General features: G+C 63.8%; 17 protein-coding genes. 9 read left to right on the top strand and 8 right to left on the bottom strand.

The annotated features are described in order from the left end of the window. Positions 1–12 precede the first annotated feature (12 nt). Positions 13–1,542, bottom strand: a complete 1,530-nt coding sequence (locus BMY52_RS13260) for a YifB family Mg chelatase-like AAA ATPase (protein ID WP_090255233.1) — start codon at positions 1,540–1,542, stop codon at positions 13–15. A 132-nt stretch (positions 1,543–1,674) separates the two neighbouring features. Between BMY52_RS13260 and BMY52_RS13255 the strand changes: the two genes are divergently transcribed. The 4 genes from BMY52_RS13255 to BMY52_RS13240 all read left to right on the top strand — a co-directional run bounded on the left by BMY52_RS13255 (position 1,675) and on the right by BMY52_RS13240 (position 6,090). Continuing rightward, positions 1,675–2,568, top strand: a complete 894-nt coding sequence (locus tag BMY52_RS13255; protein ID WP_245740883.1) for a lysylphosphatidylglycerol synthase transmembrane domain-containing protein — start codon at positions 1,675–1,677, stop codon at positions 2,566–2,568. 68 nt (positions 2,569–2,636) lie between these two features. After that, a complete protein-coding gene (locus BMY52_RS13250) occupies positions 2,637–3,644 on the top strand; it encodes a glycosyltransferase family 2 protein (protein WP_090255231.1) in 1,008 nt (335 codons plus the stop codon). 181 nt (positions 3,645–3,825) lie between these two features. Beyond that, positions 3,826–5,466: a tetrathionate reductase family octaheme c-type cytochrome gene (locus BMY52_RS13245; protein WP_245740881.1), complete on the top strand. Its 1,641-nt coding sequence runs from the start codon at positions 3,826–3,828 to the stop codon at positions 5,464–5,466. A gap of 12 nt (positions 5,467–5,478) precedes the next feature. After that, positions 5,479–6,090: a cytochrome b/b6 domain-containing protein gene (locus BMY52_RS13240; RefSeq protein ID WP_090255188.1), complete on the top strand. Its 612-nt coding sequence runs from the start codon at positions 5,479–5,481 to the stop codon at positions 6,088–6,090. Positions 6,091–6,200: 110 nt separating this feature from the next. Here the strand turns inward: BMY52_RS13240 and BMY52_RS13235 are convergent, their stop codons facing one another. After that, positions 6,201–6,404, bottom strand: a complete 204-nt coding sequence (locus BMY52_RS13235) for a cold-shock protein (RefSeq protein WP_090255187.1) — start codon at positions 6,402–6,404, stop codon at positions 6,201–6,203. A gap of 218 nt (positions 6,405–6,622) precedes the next feature. Here BMY52_RS13235 and BMY52_RS13230 point away from each other — a divergent pair, with 218 nt between their 5' ends. From BMY52_RS13230 to BMY52_RS13220, 3 genes are all read left to right on the top strand, one after another. Further along, complete coding sequence (locus tag BMY52_RS13230) at positions 6,623–8,806, top strand: tRNA(Met) cytidine acetyltransferase TmcA (RefSeq protein WP_090255185.1); 2,184 nt, start codon at positions 6,623–6,625, stop codon at positions 8,804–8,806. A gap of 226 nt (positions 8,807–9,032) precedes the next feature. Beyond that, the gene (gene ilvG / locus BMY52_RS13225) at positions 9,033–10,790 is read left to right on the top strand and encodes an acetolactate synthase 2 catalytic subunit (protein ID WP_090255183.1); all 1,758 of its coding nucleotides are present in this window, start codon (positions 9,033–9,035) and stop codon (positions 10,788–10,790) included. Then, the gene (locus BMY52_RS13220) at positions 10,787–11,068 is read left to right on the top strand and encodes an ACT domain-containing protein (protein WP_090255182.1); all 282 of its coding nucleotides are present in this window, start codon (positions 10,787–10,789) and stop codon (positions 11,066–11,068) included. Before ilvG ends, BMY52_RS13220 begins: the two co-directional genes overlap by 4 nt. A 172-nt stretch (positions 11,069–11,240) precedes the next feature. Here BMY52_RS13220 and BMY52_RS13215 read toward each other — a convergent pair whose 3' ends face one another. Genes BMY52_RS13215 through BMY52_RS13205 form a run of 3 tightly spaced genes read right to left on the bottom strand, consistent with a single transcriptional unit; the run spans position 11,241 to position 14,546 of the window. Beyond that, positions 11,241–12,572 carry an MFS transporter gene (locus BMY52_RS13215; RefSeq protein WP_090255179.1) on the bottom strand — a complete coding sequence of 444 codons (1,332 nt, stop codon included), beginning with the start codon at positions 12,570–12,572 and terminating at the stop codon, positions 11,241–11,243. 29 nt (positions 12,573–12,601) lie between these two features. Continuing rightward, entirely contained in the window at positions 12,602–13,675 is a 1,074-nt protein-coding gene (metA, locus tag BMY52_RS13210) for a homoserine O-succinyltransferase MetA (protein ID WP_090255177.1), read from the bottom strand. 22 nt (positions 13,676–13,697) lie between these two features. Continuing rightward, positions 13,698–14,546: an ATPase gene (locus tag BMY52_RS13205; protein ID WP_090255175.1), complete on the bottom strand. Its 849-nt coding sequence runs from the start codon at positions 14,544–14,546 to the stop codon at positions 13,698–13,700. 144 nt (positions 14,547–14,690) lie between these two features. Here BMY52_RS13205 and uup point away from each other — a divergent pair, with 144 nt between their 5' ends. Then, positions 14,691–16,592 (top strand): ATP-binding cassette ATPase Uup, encoded by a 1,902-nt coding sequence (gene uup / locus BMY52_RS13200; protein WP_090255173.1) that lies wholly within the window; start codon positions 14,691–14,693, stop codon positions 16,590–16,592. 147 nt (positions 16,593–16,739) lie between these two features. On the opposite strand, the gene BMY52_RS13195 is transcribed toward uup, so the two are convergent. Continuing rightward, the gene (locus BMY52_RS13195; RefSeq protein WP_090255171.1) at positions 16,740–17,279 is read right to left on the bottom strand and encodes a SprT family zinc-dependent metalloprotease; all 540 of its coding nucleotides are present in this window, start codon (positions 17,277–17,279) and stop codon (positions 16,740–16,742) included. A gap of 371 nt (positions 17,280–17,650) precedes the next feature. Between BMY52_RS13195 and cspE the strand changes: the two genes are divergently transcribed. Beyond that, a complete protein-coding gene (gene cspE / locus BMY52_RS13190; protein WP_025280460.1) occupies positions 17,651–17,857 on the top strand; it encodes a transcription antiterminator/RNA stability regulator CspE in 207 nt (68 codons plus the stop codon). 101 nt (positions 17,858–17,958) lie between these two features. Here the strand turns inward: cspE and BMY52_RS13185 are convergent, their stop codons facing one another. Then, positions 17,959–18,447 (bottom strand): FKBP-type peptidyl-prolyl cis-trans isomerase, encoded by a 489-nt coding sequence (locus BMY52_RS13185; protein ID WP_090255170.1) that lies wholly within the window; start codon positions 18,445–18,447, stop codon positions 17,959–17,961. A 64-nt stretch (positions 18,448–18,511) separates the two neighbouring features. Then, positions 18,512–19,681, bottom strand: a complete 1,170-nt coding sequence (gene rnd, locus BMY52_RS13180) for a ribonuclease D (RefSeq protein ID WP_090255168.1) — start codon at positions 19,679–19,681, stop codon at positions 18,512–18,514. Positions 19,682–19,819: the final 138 nt, after the last annotated feature.

Genomic DNA, 19,819 nt, shown 5'->3' with positions numbered 1-19,819 from the left:
TCCAGCCCCGGATTATCCGCCCGTGTCCTGCCGCCACCGGTCCATGGCCCGGTAGCTCAGGGCTTCCATCAAATGCGCCTGTTGGATGGTTTCCTGCTCGTCCATGTCCGCCAGGGTACGGGCCACCCGCAGGATGCGGTGATAGCTGCGGGCCGATAGCCGGAACCGATCCATGGCCTGCTCCAGCAGACGCCGGTTGGCCGGGCTCAGTTCGGTCAGTCGCTCCAGTTCGCGCCCACAGAGGGCGGCATTCAGGCAGCCTTGTCGTTGTAGCTGGCCGTCGCGGCAGCGGAGCACCCGGGCCCGCACGGTGGCGCTGGATTCCGGGGCAGGGCTGCTCTCCATGAGCAGGTCCCGGGGCAGGCGCGGCACCTCGATGCACACATCAATGCGATCCAGTAGCGGCGCCGAGATGCGTCCGCGCTGACGCCTGCGTTGCTCCGGTGTGCAGCGACATTGGGGCCCCAGGTCGCAGTCGTATCCCTGGGGGCAGGGATTCATGGCCGCCACCAGTTGAAACCGCGCGGGGAACTCCGCCTGGTGTGCCGCCCGGGAGATGGTGATCTGTCCGGTCTCCAGGGGTTCGCGCAGCACATCCAGCACCCGACGATCGAACTCGGCCATCTCGTCCAGGAACAGGATGCCGTTGTGGGCCAGGGAGATCTCCCCGGGGCGAGGGCGTGAGCCACCGCCCACCAGGGCCACGCCGGAGGCGGTGTGGTGGGGGGCTCTGAAGGGTCGTGTGCGCCACTGACGGGTATCGATCCCATGCTGACTGATGGCGTGCAGGGCCGCGGTTTCCAGGGCCTCGGTCTCGCTCATGGGGGGCAGCAGGCCTGGCAGCCGACTGGCCAGCATGGTCTTGCCGGTGCCCGGTGGGCCAATCATCAGGAGGTGATGGGCGCCGGAAGCCGCCGCCTCCAGGGCACGTCGGGACTGGGGCTGGCCGCGCACGTCCGCCAGGTCGGGCATTCCAGCGGCGTGAGTCTCATCGGTGCCCTCGGGGCGGCGCGGGTGGCTGCCCAGGGGCGCCTCGCCACACAGATGCCCACACACCTCCAGCAAGTGCCCCGCGGCGATCACATCCACGTCCTCCACGAGTACCGCCTCGTCCGCATCCCCGCGGGGCAGAACCAGCGTGCGCCCCGCCTGGTGGGCGGCCATGGCCGCCGGCAGCACGCCGCGGACCGGGCGCAACTCGCCGGTGAGGCCCAGCTCGCCCAGGAATTCGCTGTTCTGGATGGAGGCCATGGGGATCTGCCCCGAGGCGGCCAGGATGCCCAGGGCAATGCCCAGATCAAAGCGACCGCCGTCCTTGGGCAGGTCAGCGGGGGCCAGGTTCACGGTGATGCGCCGGGCGGGGAAGTCGAAGCCGCTGGTCTGCAGCGCGGCCCGCACCCGGTCGCGGCTCTCTTTGACCGCCGCCTCGGGCAGGCCCACCATGGCAAAACTGGGCAGGCCGTTGGCCAGGTGCACCTCGATGTGGACCGGCGGTGCCTGAATGCCCAATTGTGCTCGGCTGGCGATAACAGCAAGATTCATGGATCCTTCCATTGGGTCTCGTCCGTGGAGGCCTCCGACTATAGCCAGCCCTCATGCCTGGAACAACTCCCCGAGGACCTTGCAGTCCCCCTATGTGGATAACGCGCCTATCTCATGCACCCTGTAAAGCTTGTGATTTCTTTCGCTATTTTCGGCACCTTCCTGGTCTTTGTGGAACTGGCCCATGGCTGGTCGCGGGTATTGTCTCCCTGGGTGGAACTCTCCTGGGGGCTGGTCATCGTCGCGATCCTGCTCACCGGGCTGACCTATGGGCTGCGCACCCTGCGTCTGTACGACTATTATCGGCCGGTGATGAGGGGCCGCTTCGGCGCCTGTCTGCGCCTGACCCTCATCCATAATCTGCTCAATAATCTGTTGCCCATGCGCACCGGGGAGTTGAGTTTTCCGCTGCTCATGGCGCGTGATTTCCAGGTGCCACCACTGAACTCGGTGCCAGTGCTGCTGTGGTTTCGGTTGATGGATCTGCACACCCTGGGGTTTTTTGCCCTGTTGGCCCTGGGCAGTCATGTCCTGGGCCCGGTGCCAGCCCTGATGCTGTCCCTGATGTGGCTGGCCACCTTGCCGCTCATCCGCCGGGTGGCACCTTTTCTGATGACTCGAATCGAACCCTGGGAGGATCATTATCTGGCATCCCGGGTGCTCAGGGCACTGGAGGCGCTTCCCGAGTCTCCCAGGGCCTTCTGGCGGGCCTGGGGCTGGACGATGGGCAACTGGGTCGTCAAACTCGCCGTCTTTGTCTGGGTCCTGTCCCTGTTCCTGGAGGCCTCCGCCCCGGCCCTGTGGCTGGCGGTGATCGCGGGTGACCTCACCAGTGTGCTGCCAGTGCACGGCGTGGGCGGGGCCGGCACCTACGAGGCTGGCGTCATGGCAGCACTGCTGCCCTTCGATGTGTCTGCCCAGGATGCCCTGGCGGCCGCCGTCAATCTGCATCTGTTCCTGCTGGGATCAACCCTTGTCGCTGGTGCCCTGGTGCCCTGGCTCCCGGCGACTCGAGGAGAAACTTGATGTCCAATCCGTTTCCTGTCGACCCCTTGGCCGACGCAGCCAGTTCGAGTGAAGGCCTGGGCTATGCGATGTATGTCACCGAAGCGGGGCTGTCACTGTCCCTGGTGGTGCCCATGTACAACGAGGAGGACAATGTGGCCCCCCTCGTGGAGCGCATCCATGAGGCCCTGGCGGGACAGCCCATCCCCTGGGAGGTGGTTCTGGTGGATGATGGCAGCGCCGACGCCACCCCCGACCGCATGCTGACACAGCGCAAGCACCACGGGCCACATGTGCGGGTGGTCTGCCTGCAGCGCAATTTTGGTCAGACTGCCGCCATGCAGGCAGGCATCGATCATGCCCGGGGCAGCATCATCGCCACCCTGGACGGAGACCTTCAGAATGACCCCGGCGACATTCCCGCCATGGTGCGACGCCTGCTGGAAGAGGATCTGGACATGGTGGCGGGCTGGCGCAAGGATCGCCATGACGATTTGTGGAAACGCAAGATCCCCTCACGCATTGCCAACAAGCTGATTCGTTGGACCACCAAGGTGAACCTGCACGACTACGGCTGCAGTCTGAAGGTGTTCCGCGCCGACGTCCTCAAGGGGGTGCGGCTTTACGGGGAAATGCATCGTTTCATTCCCGCCTGGTTCGCCACCCAGACATCACCCCGGCGCATTCGCGAACACGTGGTCACCCACCATGCCCGGGCCCATGGAGACTCCAAGTACGGGATCTCCCGTACCTTTCGGGTGATCCTGGATCTGTTGTCGGTCTATTTCTTCATGCGCTATAGGGCGAGGCCCGGGCACTTCTTCGGTTCCATCGGCCTGGTGTTCGGGGGGCTGGGGTCGGTGATCCTGGGCTATCTCTTCCTGGTAAAGGTGCTGTTGCATGAGAGCATCGGTACACGTCCGTTGTTGTTCGTGGGGATCACGTGTGTGCTGGTGTCGGTACAGTTGCTGACCACAGGCGTGCTCAGTGAGCTCATGGCGCGCACCTATTTCGAGTCCGGCCGCATCCGCTCCTATGTGGTTCGCGCCGGTGGCTATGAGCGGGCCGAGCAGGCCGATTGGTATCGCGCGGGCTGAGAAGGATTGCCGTTGATCTGGGTCATGAACTTCGGGCTCTGCCATGGCGCGCCCGGCTGTGGTAGTTTATTAGTAGATGCTAATTGATAGACCCATCAGCGGTCTCGATGGGCCCCGGCGCGGAACGCGCATTCCGCTGCCCCCGGAGCCTCCCCTTGCGACACCTCCCGAGGAGTCATTCGTGTCAAGACCCCTTGTCCGTGCTTTCCTGGTCGGAACCCTCCTGGCCTTGCTGATGCCGCCCGCGTTGACTCAAACGCTGGACCGGTCGGCAACCACATCCACATCCAGTGCTCCCACGATGTTGCTGGAGAGCACTGCGAATCACCATGAGTTTGAAGAACTCAGCGGCCCGTTCGAGTCCGGCCCGGAGGTCACTCAGGCCTGCCTGGAATGCCACACCGAGGCCGCCCTTCAGGTTCATCGCAGCATCCACTGGACCTGGGAGTACGATCAGCCGGAGACCGGTCAGAAGCTGGGCAAGCGCTTTGCCATGAATAACCTGTGCCTGGGGATTGCGGGCAGCGAGGAGCGCTGCAGCTCCTGCCACACGGGTTACGATTTCGACGGCCCTGACTTTGACTTTACCGCTGAGGAAAAGGTGGACTGCCTGGTTTGTCACGACACCACGGGCACCTATGTGAAGTTTCCTACCGGCGGGGGCCACCCGCCTGCCGAGGATACCGTGTTCCGTGGCACCCTGTTCAAGGCTCCGGATCTGGCTGAAGTGGCCCGGAATGTGGGCAAGACCAGCCGCGAGACCTGCGGCTCCTGTCATTTTGAGGGCGGTGGCGGTGATGCCGTGAAACATGGCGACCTGGACAGCACACTGCTGTCCCCGGCACGTACCGTGGATGTGCATATGTCCCCGGATGGCCTGGATTTCAGTTGTTCCACCTGCCATGAGTTCAGCGGACATATCCAGGAGGGGAGTCGTTACCATATGACCGCCAAGGCTGAGGCGGGTATCGCCGTGCCCGGGCGGGAAAACGAGCGGCCCGCCTGCGAGTCCTGTCATGGCACCGAACCTCACGAAGCGGGCGTCCATGACAAGCTCAACCAGCATGTGGAGAATATTGCCTGTCAGACCTGTCATGTGCCGGAACTGGCCCGGGGTGGCCTGCCGACCAAGACCTCCTGGGACTGGTCCACCGCCGGTGAATTGGATGAAAATGGCCGACCCATCGTGCGCGAGGATGAACAGGGGCGGGTCATCTACGATGGCATGAAGGGGAGTTTCCTCTGGGACGAGAACCATGTTCCCGAGTACCGCTGGTTTGATGGCAACATGCGCTACACCCTGTTGGGCGAGCGAATCGACCCCAGTCAACCGGTGGAGGTGAACTTCCCCGAGGGCACCCCCGATGATCCGCGTGCTCGCATCTGGCCCTTCAAGGTGATGCAGGGTCGCCAGCCCTACGACACGCAGTACGAGATCCTGCTGCTGGCCCAGCTGTTTGGTCGGGACGACAACGCCTTCTGGCGAGGTTATGACTGGGACAAGGCCATCATCTCGGGCATGGCCGAGGCCCGCCGTGCCGGCCAGACTGACGCGACCTACAGTGGCAGTTTTGATTTTGTCGACACCCGCATGTACTGGCCGGTGAATCACATGGTGGCGCCCAAGGAAGACTCCCTGAGTTGTGAGTCATGCCACAGTACGGACGGGCGCCTGGCAGATTTGCCCGGGCCTTATATTCCGGGGCGGGATCGCCATCCCTGGATCGAACCCATCGGCTGGGCAGCCGTGATCCTCACCCTGCTGGGCGTGCTGGCCCACGGGGGAATCCGTTACCTGCTCCATCGCCGCCGCTATCAATGACGAGTGCCTCCCATGAGTTCATTTCGAATCTTCACACTGTATGAACGCTTCTGGCATTGGTCCCAGGCGCTACTGATCTTCGGCCTGGTACTGACCGGCCTTGAGATTCATGGCACCCACGGACTGCTGGGGTATGACGCGGCGTTTTCCACCCACATTGTGCTGGCCTGGGCGCTGATCGTGCTCTGGGCCTTTACCATCTTCTGGCACGTGGTGACCGGCGAGTGGCGTCAGTACGTGCCCAGTCACCGAGGCATGCTCGCCGTGATGATGTATTACGCCTACGGAATCTTCTCGGGGGAGGCCAAGCCCTACACCCAGACCCCTTCATCCAAGCATAACCCCCTCCAGCGCATGGCCTATTTCAGTTTCAAGGCCGCCATCGCCCCGGCGTTGTGGATCTCGGGATTGCTGCTGCTTTTCTATGCCGCCTGGCGGGGCACGGCCCTGGAAGGTGTGATCTCCTTTGCCACCGTGGCCTACGTGCACGTGGCAGCCACCTTCGCGTTGCTGGTTTTTGTTATCGGCCACGTCTATATGGCCGGCACCACGGGTGATCCCTGGTACGCCTATGTGAAGTCCATGTTCACTGGAATAAAAGAGGATCGGTCGGGTCACCACTGACGCCAGGGTCGGGGGGCTGAAACAAAAGAACCCCGCCAAGGCGGGGTTCGCATCACTCAAATCTGTCGTCAGGCTCGTTGGGTACAGCAGACTGCCGCCCCACCGCCGGATCAGACGGCCTTGACGTTCGCCGCAGCCATGCCCTTGGGCGTGGTCTGGGTCTCAAAGGAGACCTTCTGGCCTTCGGCCAGTGTGCGGAAACCACCGCCATCGATGGACGAGAAATGTACAAAGACATCCTTGCCGCCATCATCGGGGGTGATGAATCCAAAGCCCTTGCTTTCGTTAAACCACTTCACGGTACCAGTCAGCACTTCAGTATTACCTCGATCAAAAGAACAATAGAGCAGAGCGAGTGAAGTCCATACCATCAAGCGATTCAGGCCCGTCCAGTCAGGGCTTTCACAATGTCTGCTGCCAGGATCATACGCCTGCCCCTGGTTGGATGCTATAACTGTTTCACATTTTTGCGTTCCTGTGATCTCAGTCTTCCCCACAAGCAGCATGCAGCTTCGGCCCTGACGGCAAAACCATGTTCTCATCCCAGGTTGACCGGCATGACCCGGCGCATCGACTCCCGATTTCCTGCGCCCAGGTTCTGGCCACACCGGCCAATTCCCCGGAACACCGTCGCCTTGTCTGGCTGGCCGGCCCCGCCGGGCCCATGCAAACGCTGGCCCGGGACTGGACCAGGGGGGTGTGCGAAACCACGCGAATCGCCTGGGTGGGGCCCGCACCGGCCTCTTCGGCCTCGTGCCCACTTCTGCCTGCGGCCCAGGCCGATACCCTGCTGGGCCGGACGCTGGATGCCCTGATCCTGGACGCCACCGCTGGCTTGCACCCCGATGCCCTGGGGGCTGCGACGGGGGCGGTGCGCGGGGGCGGTGTGGTTCTGTTGATCCTGCCCCGGGAGCAGGCGCAGGCTTCCCGTTTCGGGCAGCGGTGCCTGCGCGTTCTGGAGGCCTGGGGACTGGTCCCATTGAACCCCTCACACGGGTGCGTGACGACGCCGGATCTGCCGTTGCCCTTGCCTGTATCAGTCGGCATGCCCCGGATACCGGATGAGGACGGTTGCCTCACAACCGATCAGCGGCAGGCGGTGCAGGCCCTGGAACATCTAGCGAGGGGGCGGGCCAGGCGTCCACTGGTGCTCACCGCTGACCGGGGCCGGGGCAAGTCCGCTGCCCTGGGCATGGCCGCCGCCGCGCTCCTGGTGAGCCGTCGTCACCTGGCGGTGCCCGATGCCCCCTATCGCATCCTGGTCACGGCCCCACGTCTTGCTTCGGTGGCGCCGGTGTTCGTTCATGCCCGGGCGGGTCTGGAGAACCGGGGCCTGGCAGTGAGGCAGGAGGGAGGGCACCGGCTGGAGGTGCCGGGTGCCATGATGGAATATGGCCCCCCGGACGAGGCCTGTGACACGTCGGCAGATCTGCTGCTGGTGGATGAGGCGGCCGGGCTCCCCGTGCACTGGCTTATCCGACTGCTGGAAGGGCATCAACGGGTCGCCTTTGCCACCACCCTTCATGGCTATGAGGGGGCCGGGCAGGGATTTGCAACACGCTTCCAGGGGATCCTGCGGCGCCGTGTCCCGCAGACCCGTTTCCTGCACCTGACTCAGCCCATTCGGTGGGCGGTGGATGACCCTGTGGAGGCTCTCATGGATCGCCTGTTGATGCTCAGCCCACGGCCGGTCAACCTGGAGGATGACACCTGTCCGGATCCTGAGGAGGGCGTGGCCGAGGTGTTGTCACCGTCTCTGTGGCTGGAGAATGAGTCACTTCTGGAGCAGGTCTTCGGTCTGCTGGTGCTGGCCCATTACCGCACCCGTCCCTCGGATCTGCAGCGTCTGCTGGATGACCCCCACCTTCAGGTGCTGGCCTGGCGCCATCAGGGGCAGGTGCTGGCGGTGGCCCTGCTGGCCCGGGAAGGGGGGCTGAATGATGACGTGAACCGGGCCGTGGCTCAGGGCCGGCGCCGACCCCAGGGGCACTTCTTGCCGGTGGGAATGATCCTCTATGGCGGGGCCCCGCCGGCTGCGGGCCGCCTTGGCTATGAACGGGTGGTGCGGATCGCCGTGCATCCCCGACTGCAACGACAAGGACTGGGTACTGCCTTGTTGAAGCAGGTGGTGGATCATGCCCGCCAGGATGGTGCGGATCTGGTGGGGGCCGGCTTTGGTGCCACCCAGGGGCTCCTGGATTTCTGGCGTGGTGAGGGGTTTGAGATCACCCGCATCGGCGTCAAACCTGAGGTGAGCAGTGGTGGCTGGGGGGCTACGGTATTGCGCCCGCTCACGCCGGAGGGGCGACAGGCCATGGAACCCGCGCGGAGCCACTTCGTTCGCGGCCTGCCGCGGTTGCTGGCCGGTCCCTTGTGCTGGATGGAGCCGGACCTGGTGGTGGCTCTCGGCGCCGGTTCGGATACTCCGCCCCCCGAGCCCCGGGATATCCCGGCCCTGGAGGCCTTTGCCCGTTGGCAGCGGCCCTTCGAGGCCTGTCTGCCCGAACTGGATGCCCTGATCCGTTGGGGACTGTCCGATCCGGCCCGCCTGACCGGGTTGCCCAGGGAGCAGCGTCATGCCCTGGTGATGTGTCTGCTGCAGCAGCGCTCCTGGGAGGCCACGGCCCGTGCGCTGGGGGTGTCGGGGCGCAAATCGGTGATCCGATGCCTGCGCCAGGGGGTGGAAGGGCTTGCCAAGCAGTTTTGGGGCGCTTAATATGAAAAACCAAGCAAACAACGTAACGATCGAGTTCGTCATTTAATGTTCAACCACATCGTCAGCGTACGGGTACTGGTAGTCGTGGAACCTCCACGGCCCGGGGGCCTGTTGCGCTGACGATCTGACCACACCGATCCGATACCTTCAAAAACCCCCGGGCACCCCCCGGGGGTTTTTGCGTTTTGGCCGCCCCAAAAACAGGATTCAGCAGGAGAGTGACACCATGCCGCCCAGCCAAGCCGCCAATGCCGATGGGGCTCAAGCCCCGGATCATCCCGGCACACCGCCCGCTGCCCAGGACGATGCCGCCAATGGCGCCGATACCGTGATCCAGATCCTGCGGCGCCAGGGAGTGGAGACGGTGTTCGGTTATCCCGGCGGCGCCATCATGCCCCTGTATGATGCCCTGGCCCGGCAACCCGGTGCCCTGAAGCATGTTCTGACCCGTCACGAACAGGCCGCTGGTTTTGCCGCCAATGGCTTTGCCCGATCCTCGGGACAGCTGGGGGTGTGCATCGCCACTTCCGGCCCCGGCGCCACCAACCTCATCACTGCGATTGCGGATGCCTATATGGACTCGGTGCCCCTGCTGGTGATCACCGGCCAGGTGCCCACCGGACTCATGGGCACCGACGCCTTTCAGGAGACCGACGTCCTGGGACTGACGCTCCCCATCACCAAGCACAGCTATCTGGTGCGCCGGGTGGAGGATCTGCCCGCCATCCTGGAGGAGGCCATTCATCTGGCCCAGGAGGGGCGTCCCGGCCCGGTCTGGGTGGATATTCCCAAGGACGTGCAACTGGCCCCTCTGCCCGCGGCGAAGCCCATGGCGCCCGGGGAGGCGGCCATTGCCGATGACGTTCCAGGGCTCGATGACATGGGGTTGGCTCAGGCCCGGGCGCTGCTGGCCGAGGCGGCCCAGCCCATCATCTATGCCGGTGGTGGCGTGGTGCTGGCCGAGGCGGTGGAGGCATTTCGTGGGTTTGTTGAAACCACCGGGGCGCCGGTGGTCACCACCCTCAAGGGTTTGGGCCTGCTGGCCGCGGATCACCCCCTGAACATGGGGATGCTGGGGATGCATGGGGCGCCCTGCGCCAATCGGGCCGTGCAGGCCTGTGATCTGTTGGTGGTGGTGGGGGCGCGCTTCGATGATCGAGCGACCGGGCGGCTGGCAGATTTTGCCCCCCATGCCCGAGTGGTCCACCTGGATGTGGATGCGGCCGAGGTCTCCAAGCTGCGCCCGCCTCAGGTGTCGCTGCTGGGGGATCTGAACCGCCTGTTGCCGGCACTGGCCACGCCCTTGTCCACCGAGGCCTGGCGGGCGCACTGCGCCGAGCTGCGCCGAATGGGGGATTTTCGGCTGCCGCCGGAAAAGGGCGATGCCTTTCCGGCCCTGCGTTTTCTCAGGCGCCTCTCTGAGCAGGCCGATGCCCACACCCATATCGCCTGTGACGTGGGCCAGCATCAGATGTGGGTGGCCCAGTTCTACGGTTTTCCGCATCCGCGTCGGCACCTGACCAGCGGCGGGCTGGGGGCCATGGGTTTCGGTCTGCCGGTGGCCATCGGCGCCCAGATGGCCCACCCCGGCGCGCAGGTGATCAATATCAGTGGCGATGGTTCGTTCATGATGAATGTGCAGGAACTGGCCACGCTGCGTCGTTACAACCTGCCCGTGAAGATGGTGATTTTCGACAATCAGTATCTGGGTATGGTGCGCCAGCAGCAGGAGCTCTTCTATGAGGGTCGCCTGGCGGAGGTGGATCTGTCCGATAACCCGGACTTTGTGCAGGTGGCCCAGGCCTTTGGTATCCCGGCACTGCGCATTGAGGGCGTGGATGCGGTGGATGCCGCCATCGAGGCGTGCCTCGAGACCCAGGGTCCCTTGCTCCTGCATATCCCGGTGGCCCGGGAACAGAATGTCTGGCCCATTGTCGGGCCAGGCATGTCCAATGACCAGATGATCGAGGAGGATGTGGCATGAACCCGCAATTTCAGTTACTGGCCCGACCGGCCGATGGCAGTCTTGAGCGAATTCTGCGCACGGTGCGCTCCCGGGGTTTCGAGGTGCGGGACATGCATGTGCGCCTGGATGACGACGGCCATCGCTATCACGTGCGTCTCAAGGTGGCTGGCAGTCGTGACCCTTCCATGCTGGCCCGGCAGTTGGAGAAGCTGTGCGATGTGGAACACCTGGCAGCCCTGCACACCGCCGGGGCAGCGGATGAACCCGCCAACGCCCCCCGAATGGCCGCCGGCTAGCCCAACGCCCCCGCCCCTGTGTCGGCATGGTTTTTGTGGGAGCGGGCCTGCCCGCCAAGATCGCAGCCTCCATGTTTGCTCTGTGGATAGAGGCAGGGCTGGATGGTCATGAGGCTTCGCCTGTAAAAAACTTCGCGGCCGAGGGCCGCTCCCACGGGAGGGGCAGCCGATCCTATTGCACCTCTTCCAGGCGCCAGGCGCTGGCGACGCCGGCCAGGGTGATCAGAGAGAGCACCAGGATGGCGGCGGCGGTGCCGGCCAGTTGGGCCACCATGCCGAACAGGCCGCCTACCAGCAGCAGGGCGCCGATCAGGGTATTGCTCACGGCGGTGTAGGCGGCGCGGGTCTCGGTGGTGGCCATGTCCACCAGGTAGGTCTTGCGACCCAGGCGGATACCGGCGTGGGCAATGCCCATCAAGAACAGGTAGCCGGCGAAGGCCCAGGGGGTGGCGGCCCAGTCCACGTCTGCAGTCACCAGGGCGAAGACCAGGATCCCCAGAAGCCCGGCCATGGCCCCGGAGAGCATCAGCACCTGGCGGCTGGAGCGATCCGAGAAGCGCCCCCAGAAGGGGGCGCTGAGGGCGCCGGCCAGGCCGGTGGCAATGATCAGGATGCCCAGGCCGGAGATGTCACCAGAGCCTTCCTGCTGGGCCAGCATCACATAGAAGGGGAGCGCCAGAGCGGTGGTCATGAGCAGGGCCCGGGTGATCACGAAATGCCTGAAGGGTCGATCCGTGCGCATCAGGTTCAGTGAGCGCAGGCCTTCGCTGACGGCATTGCCACCGCCTTCGGTGGCCCCTGGCGCTTCCTTGAGGGCGGCAAAGACGAGAGCGGCCAGCAACCACAACCCGCCGGCGATCATGAGCAGGGCCACGAAGAAGCCAATGCCCGCGCCCTCGCTGGCCTGGAAGGTGAGCCACACCCCCACGGCCAGGGTGACGGCGCCGGCCGCGGCGGCGGCATAGCCCATGAGGGTGCCGCGGCGCTGTTTGGCGATGGTCTTGCCCAGTACGTCCTTGGAGGCCACGGAGTTGACCCCCCGGAACAGGGCGAACAGCGTCAGAAGACCGATGATGGCCCAGCCCGCGGCAGCCCCGGTGAGGGTGAGGGCCACCACCGCCATGAGCATGACCGCCACCGCCTGACCCACGCTGCCCCACACCCAGAACCATTTGCGCACCGCCGCGCGGCGGATGTGGGCAGCCACGAACAATTGCGGCAGCAGGGAGCCGGATTCGCGGATGGGCACCAGGAAACCGGCCAGCGCCGCGGGGGCACCCAGGGCGGCCATGAGCCAGGCCAGCACCAGCCGGGCACTGGCCAGTTCATCGCCGATCTTGGAGGCGGTGTTGGAGACCAGGTGGACGAAGAAGTTGGCCGGCTGTACCCGGCAGGCGGCATCGGGGATGTCTTTGCAGACGCGGGCGTCCTCGTCGCCCGTGAGGGTCTCGTAGAGTTCCACCACGGGCCGCGCGGGCTGCTGAAAGGGTGGTTGTGCTGACATGAGCGGGGTCCTTCTTGATGCGCGCTGGTTCAGCCCCGGGTGCGATTCAGGGGATTGCCTGGGTCCACTTCGTCGCGGAAGGGGCGTTTGCGATCAATGTGGGTGTATTGGTAGACGTTGCCGATCCAGTTGTTGATCACCGCCTCGGCGGTATCGTGCCAGGTGTTGTCCAGTTGCTCGGTGATGAGTTGCTCGGGAAAGGCCGGGGGTTCTTCATTGCGAGCCAGGGCCAGGTTCAGTTGTTCCCGATGCTCTTCGAGGATGGCCTGACTCTTGAGGCTGAAATAGTTCTGCACGATGGGTGGGTAATCGGGGCGTTCCCCCGCGGCGTAGCGCCTGACTTCCCGCTTGTACTCCTTGAGCAGACTGATGAGGTCGTATTCCGGGTGCCCCTGAAAGAAGACGATGCGGAACTCGTCCTCGCTCACTGCCAGATGCACGCCGGCCTCCTCGCTTTCCGCCAGCACCTTGAGCCCGGCGGCCTCGAACTGCTCCCGGGACACATGGTTGAAGCGGGAATGGGGCACGTCGAAGCGGGTGTTCACGCCCGCCACGAGGGGGTGGGTACGATCCACCACCCGGTGGGAATACACTCCCCAGCGCTTGAAGCCCAGAGGGCTGCGGGTCTGACCGTAGCGGAACTGCATCACCGCGTGGGTGGCCAGGCAGGAGCACAGGGTGGAGGTCACGTTCTCGTGGGCCCAGTCGATCACCTGGATCAGGGGTTCCCAGAAGGGCTCCAGCGAGAGATCCGGCTGGGTGACATTGGCACCGGTGATGATCAGGGCGTCCAGGCCCTGCTCCTGAATCCGTTCCCAGGGCTCATAGTGCCGCTCCACATGCTCGCGCCCCTTGGGTCCACGTTCCAGGGCGTCCAGGGTGAAGGGATGCAGATAGAACTGGGCGATCTGGTTGCTTTCGCCCACCAGCCGGAAGAACTGGCGCTCGGTGGCTGCCAGGGCGGCGTCGGGCATCATGTTCAGCAGCCCGATATGCATGGCCCGGATGTCCTGACGCAGAGCGTAGGCACCGGCCAGCACCGTCTGGCCTTCCTGCTGGAGTCGGGCAAAGGTGGGCAGTTCAGAGTTGGCAACAAGCGGCATGGTGGTGATCCGGGTCCGGGGTTCAGTAGGCCTGTCTTTCCAGTGCCTGCTCGATCAATTCATTGAACTGGTCTTCGCTCTGTACCTGTGCCAGTTCATCCGTGGTGATGGTGTAGCCGTACTGCTCCGCGAGGGCCTCGTAGCGGGGTAGACGGTCACGGAACAGGCGCGGGAACATCCAGCGCACGAACTGATCCGGGTCGATCTGTGCCACGTAACGCAGATTGTTTTCCGCAAGATAGACATCCAGTTCCCGATCCAGGAAGTCCTCCCGGTAATACAGTGGCTTGGGGCTTTCCTCGGCTCGCTGGATCAGTTCCCGCTCATCCCGATCGGTGGCCTTGATGTAGATGATCAGGGAATGCTCTGCCAGCAATTCCATCACGCCGGGATCGTCCAGCTCGCACACGCTGCCGCCAGCGTCGTTAACCACATGGTCGAAACCATAGATCTCATGGGCCTTGCGGATGAAATCCGGCACATCCCGCATGGCGTTCACTTCGGCATCGTGGTGCAGGCGCTGGCGGCGCTTGAACTCCTTCAGTGACAGCCCCCCCTTCTCCGGGTTGCCCAGCTTGCCCAGGAAGCTGGAAACCGGCTGAAGGTTGTCCACCGACAGGTTGTTGACGATGCTGATGGAGTCCGAGCGCAGCAGATCCCTCAAAAATTCGATGTGCATCACCTGACGCTTGATATTGTCCAGGATGGGCTCGTCCAGATAACGGCTGCCGATGCGGTAGTCGCCGGAGTAATGGAACCAGTGAGCGCGTCTCAGCAGGTGAGACAGACGCGTCTTGCCCACGCCGGACATCCCCAGCAGGGTGATGGATTTGTTGCGCCAGTGCCGGTACTCAGAGGCCAGGAGTTTCAAGGCATGCTCATCGGGTGATGGGTGGATAGCCTCCCATTTTACTGATGTTTGGGCCATGGGTGTCACCTGGCCGCTTGGGTGATCGTCTGAGACCCGCGCCTTCCGGGTACAATGCCGGTACACCCAAACCTTGCCGGAACCTTCATGCCTTTGCTGGTCATGCGCAACATCCAACTCAGTTATGGTCATCACCCATTGCTTGATGGGGTGGACCTGACCATCGAGCCCGGGGAGCGTTTGTGCCTGGTGGGCCGCAATGGAGCGGGCAAGTCCACGCTGATGCGCATGCTCAAGGGCGAGGTACAGGCCGACGATGGCGACATCGTGTGCAGTGATGGCCTCAAGGTGGCCATGCTGGAGCAGGCGGTGCCCCAGGGAGTTGAGGGCAGTGTCTACGATGTGGTGGCCGATGGCCTCGGAAGTCTGGGGCAGACGGTGCGCCGCTATCATGGCTTGATCCGCGCCATGGAAACCGGGGCCGATGAGGCTCAGCTCAAGGCCCTGGAACAGTGCCAGCACGAACTGGAAGCGGCCGATGGCTGGATGCTGGAACAACGGGTGGAGACGGTACTGTCGCGCCTGGGGCTGGAGGCGGACGCCCCGTTCCATGGTCTGTCGGGCGGCCTGAAACGGCGTGTGCTACTGGCCCGGGCCCTGGTCACCGGCCCCGATCTGCTGTTGCTGGACGAGCCCACCAACCACCTGGACGTGGCCGCCATCGAGTGGCTGGAAGAGTTTCTGCTGGGGTTTGAGGGCACGTTGCTGTTCATTACCCACGATCGGGCTTTCCTGCGGCGACTGGCCACCCGGATCATCGAACTGGATCGCGGTCGCCTCACCAGCTGGCCCGGTGACTACGATACCTACCTCACGCGCAAGGCCGAGGCCCTGGAGGCAGAAGAGCGGCAAAATGCCCTGTTCGACAAGAAGCTCGCTCAGGAAGAGACCTGGATCCGTCAGGGCATCAAGGCCCGGCGCACCCGTAACGAGGGGCGGGTGCGGGCGCTCAAGGCCTTGCGGGCGGAGCGAAGCGAGCGGCGTGAACGCCAGGGTACAGCGCGCCTGCAAACCCGCTCGGCGGCACCTTCCGGACGCATTGTGGTGGAGGCCGAGAACGTCAATTTCAGTTTTGACGACAAGCCGGTGATCCAGGACTTTTCCTCTTTGATCATGCGTGGCGACAAGGTCGGCATCCTCGGACCCAACGGCGCGGGCAAGACCACTCTGCTCAAGCTGCTGTTGGGACAGCTGGAGCCCCAGTCCGGTCATATCCGCTTGGGAACCAACCTGGAGGTGGCCTACTTCGATCAGCACCGGGCTGCCCTGGACGAAGAGGCCAGCGTGATGGATAACGTGGGCGAGGGTCGCGACCGACTCACCCTGGGGGACGAAAGTCGTCATGTGCTGTCGTATCTGCAGGATTTTCTCTTCGAGCCCGCCCGCGCCCGTCAGCCGGTGAAGGCCCTCTCCGGTGGCGAGCGCAACCGCCTGCTGCTGGCCAAATTGTTCACGCGTCCCGCCAACGTGCTGGTGCTGGACGAACCCACCAACGACCTGGACGCGGACACCCTGGAAATGCTGGAGGCGCGGGTGGTGGAGTTCCCCGGTACCGTGCTGGTGGTGAGCCACGACCGTGACTTTCTGGATAATGTGGCCACCAGCGTCATCGCCTTCGAGGGAGAGGGTCATTTCCAGGAATACGTGGGGGGCTACTCCGATTGGTTGCGGCAGCGGCCCAGATCCCGGTCCGGGTCTTCTGGCGGCGCATCGGCCAAGGCTCAGCGTGCTGCGGAGTCCGCCAAGGCGAAGCCGGCACCCAAGCCGGCCAAGCTCGGTTACAAGGACCAACGGGAGTTGGAGGCCTTGCCCAAGCGTATCGAGACCCTGGAGGCTGAATTGGCTGACATTCAGCAGACCATGGCAGATCCGGTTTTCTACCAGCAGTCCAAGGACGAGATCGCTGCGGTACAAACCCGGATGGAGTCCCTGGAAGCCGATCTGGCCCAGGCCTATGAGCGCTGGGAAGCCCTGGAATCGGGCAGCTGAGGCGTTCTCATGGTTGAGGTGCGAGGGAACCTCGCGCGGTGGGAGTTGGCCTGCCAGCGAATATCGAAGGCACCCAGAGCCAGGTGCCGCCACCATTCGCGACCAGGGTCGCTCCCACGGGGGTATGCCCGGTTCGGGGGCAGGGGATCAGCCGGTGGCCGGCAATGGTTCTTCCGGGGCAAAGCGCAGGGTTTCGCCGCAGTTGCGGCAATAGTAGATGCGCTCCCCGGCCTGGGCCGTGCGATGCCGCCGGGTGCCCAGGGCGTACACATTGCAACTGCAGCGATAGGGAAACTTGCGGGTACGACGGATGGGCACGCCGGAGAGATCCGATGAATGGGTCACCCGGGGTTCAAAGCCCAGTTTCAACATGACTTCCCGCCATTCCGGCCCATGGGGCCGTCGTCGCTCCGTGCCCAGCCCAAAGCGTCGGTAGATGATGCTGTGGGCCACCTCGTGGGCCACGGTATCGGGGAAGTGGTTGTCCCAGTCCTGTGCGAAGATGTGCGGGTTGAAGCGTAACGATTCCTCACCGTGGACCACGCGCCATTGACCCGCGGCGCGGCCACGCAGGTTCAGTTTCACGGGCGGAGGCGGGGTGGTGATGTCGTACCATTGAGCGGCGCGGGTGAACAGGCGATGGGCCGTCTCCAGGATGGCCTGCTGGCGGGGATCATCAAGGGGCATTGCAGGTCGTCGGGGTCCAGGGAGCACGAGGTGAAACGAGGAGGCAAGGATAGCCCGTTTGCAGGCCTGGCACCAATCCGGGGGGGGCGTTCTACTTTATGAGCAGTTCGGCTGAGGATTCGGGCCTCAACCGTAAATATTATGGTGCAATTTGAGGCTCGGCCAATACCCTGATCCTGAAGGGGAAAATCCCCCGGGCACTCGCTTCGGCCGCCTTGAATACAGTGCTTGGGGTTATACCGGTATGGCGTGCGGGGCGGGAAGCGGATAGACTGGGCTCATGTAGCGGTTTGAGTTGTCCGTTCGACGTCGGCACCGGCCCGCTGCATGGAGCTGTACTCACCTGAAAGAAAAGATTGAGGTTAGGATCAATGTCTACCGGTACTGTGAAGTGGTTTAATGAAACGAAGGGCTTTGGGTTTATCGCCCCCGCAGATGGCGGTGCCGACGTGTTCGTGCATTACTCAGCGATCTCCGCTGATGGCTTCAAGACCTTGGCTGAAGGCCAGAAGGTCAACTACCAGGTTCAGCAAGGCCCCAAGGGTCTGCAGGCCGTTAACGTGACCGTTGAAGGCTAAATAAGCCGGAATTCGATCATGAAAAACCCCGCCGGTGAGTGATCGCCGGCGGGGTTTTTTTTGGCCTTATGAATCTCAGGCCTCTTCAAGCGGCTTGACGATCAGTGATCGTTGGCCCCTTCATCGGTGTGCGCATGACCGTGTTCCACCTCTTCGGCAGAGGCTTCGCGCACTTCACGCACCGTGACATCAAAATTCAAGGTGGTGCCGGCCAGCGGATGGTTGGCATCAATGGTGACATCATCGCCATCGATGGCCACCACCGTGACCACCTGAACCCCGCCGTTCTGGCTGCCGGCGTGAAACTGCATGCCCACTTCCAGTTCATCAACGCCCTGAAACTGACTGCGGCTCAGGGTCTGGATCATTTGTTCGTCCCGCTCTCCGTAGGCCTGTGCCGGCTCTACGCGAACACTGAGTTCGTCACCCTGCTGCTTGCCCTCAAGGGCTGTTTCCAGCCCAGGAATGATATTGCCCGCCCCGTGAAGGTAGGCCAGGGGCCCACGCTCGGAGGAGTGATCGATCACCCGGCCTTCGTCGTCGGTAAGCTTGTAATCGATGCTTACCACCTTGTTGCTGCCGATCTGCATGCGGCCGTTCCTCCAACTTCTTTCATGAATGAGTGTGCAGTCTAACGCGCATGCGGGGGCGACTTCATCTTTCCAGGTTCCCAGCGCGGTCTAACTGCAATGCGTTGCCCTGCACCGATACCTCCAGTTCACCCCGCAGCCAGGCTGCCAGTTCCCGTCCGGCCAGCCGGGCACGCCAGCCCTGCAGGAGCGAGCACTCCGGATCACCCGACACCAGGGCCTCCAGATCACGACGGGTGGCCATGGCGGCCGGGCTGATGTCGTTTTTCAGCGCCAGATGGCGCAGCAGGCCCATGGCCACATCCACCAGGGCTTCCTGATGAGGTTCCAGGCGTATCCGCGGGGGCAGGGTGGGGCAGTCGGCCGAGGGGCATTGGGTCCCCTCGCGAATCAGTTCCAGCAGGGTGTCGCCGTGGCGGCGCGCGGTCTGTTCCGCCAGGCCCCTCACCCGTTCCAGGGTCTTGAGGTCGCGGGGCTTGCGGCGGGCCAGATCCAGGATCACCTCGTCCTGCAGCAGCCAGCGGCGCGGACGATCCAGGTGCATGGCTTCCTGTTCACGCCAGCGGGCCAGGTTGCGGGCCACGGCCAGGGCCTGTTCGCCGCGCAGGGTGTTGATGCCCTTCAGGCGCCGCCAGATGGTCTCCGGGTCGGGCTGGTAGGTGCGCGGATCCTGCATGCGCTGAAAATCGTCCTCCAGCCAGGCCAGACGCCCGTTGTCCTCCAGGGCCTGGCGCATCACCGGGTAGGCCTGGGCCAGGTAATGCACGTCATCGGCGGCATAACTGAGCTGTACGGGCTCCAGTGGGCGCTGGGCCCAGTCGGTGCGCGACTGCCCCTTTTCCAGTTCCACGCCCAGTACCAGCTGGATCAGTTTGCCATAGCCGACCTGATCCCCATGGCCCAACAGGGAGGCAGCCACCTGGGTGTCGAAGATGGGGCCGGGCACGCGGCCTTGTTGATGAAAAAAGATCTCCAGATCCTGGCTCGCCGCGTGCAACACCTTGGTGATGTTCGGGTCGAACAGCAGGTGGATGAGCGGTGAGAGATCCTCCAGATTGAGCGGATCGATGCAGGCGACTTCCTCGGGGGTGGCCACCTGAATCAGACAGAGCTGCGGGTAATAGGTCTTCTCGCGGATGAATTCCGTGTCCAGGGCAAACCATTCCACGCCCTGGAGCCGATCACAAAAGGCCGTGAGCGCCTCGGGCTGGTCGATGAAAGGGACTGTTTCCATGTTCAACGCCCCCTGCCGCGTGGATATGTGGCGGTGGTGACACGGTCACTGAAGGCGAGGAATGCGGGGTCCATCAGGGGCTCCAGGGTGTTTTTTAGTTTAAAGGTTTTGGGCAATACTGGCCGGGACCAGTATAAA

Source organism: Ectothiorhodospira marina (genome assembly GCF_900109495.1).
GTDB lineage: Bacteria > Pseudomonadota > Gammaproteobacteria > Ectothiorhodospirales > Ectothiorhodospiraceae > Ectothiorhodospira > Ectothiorhodospira marina.
This window is presented reverse-complemented; position numbering and strand designations above follow the sequence as displayed.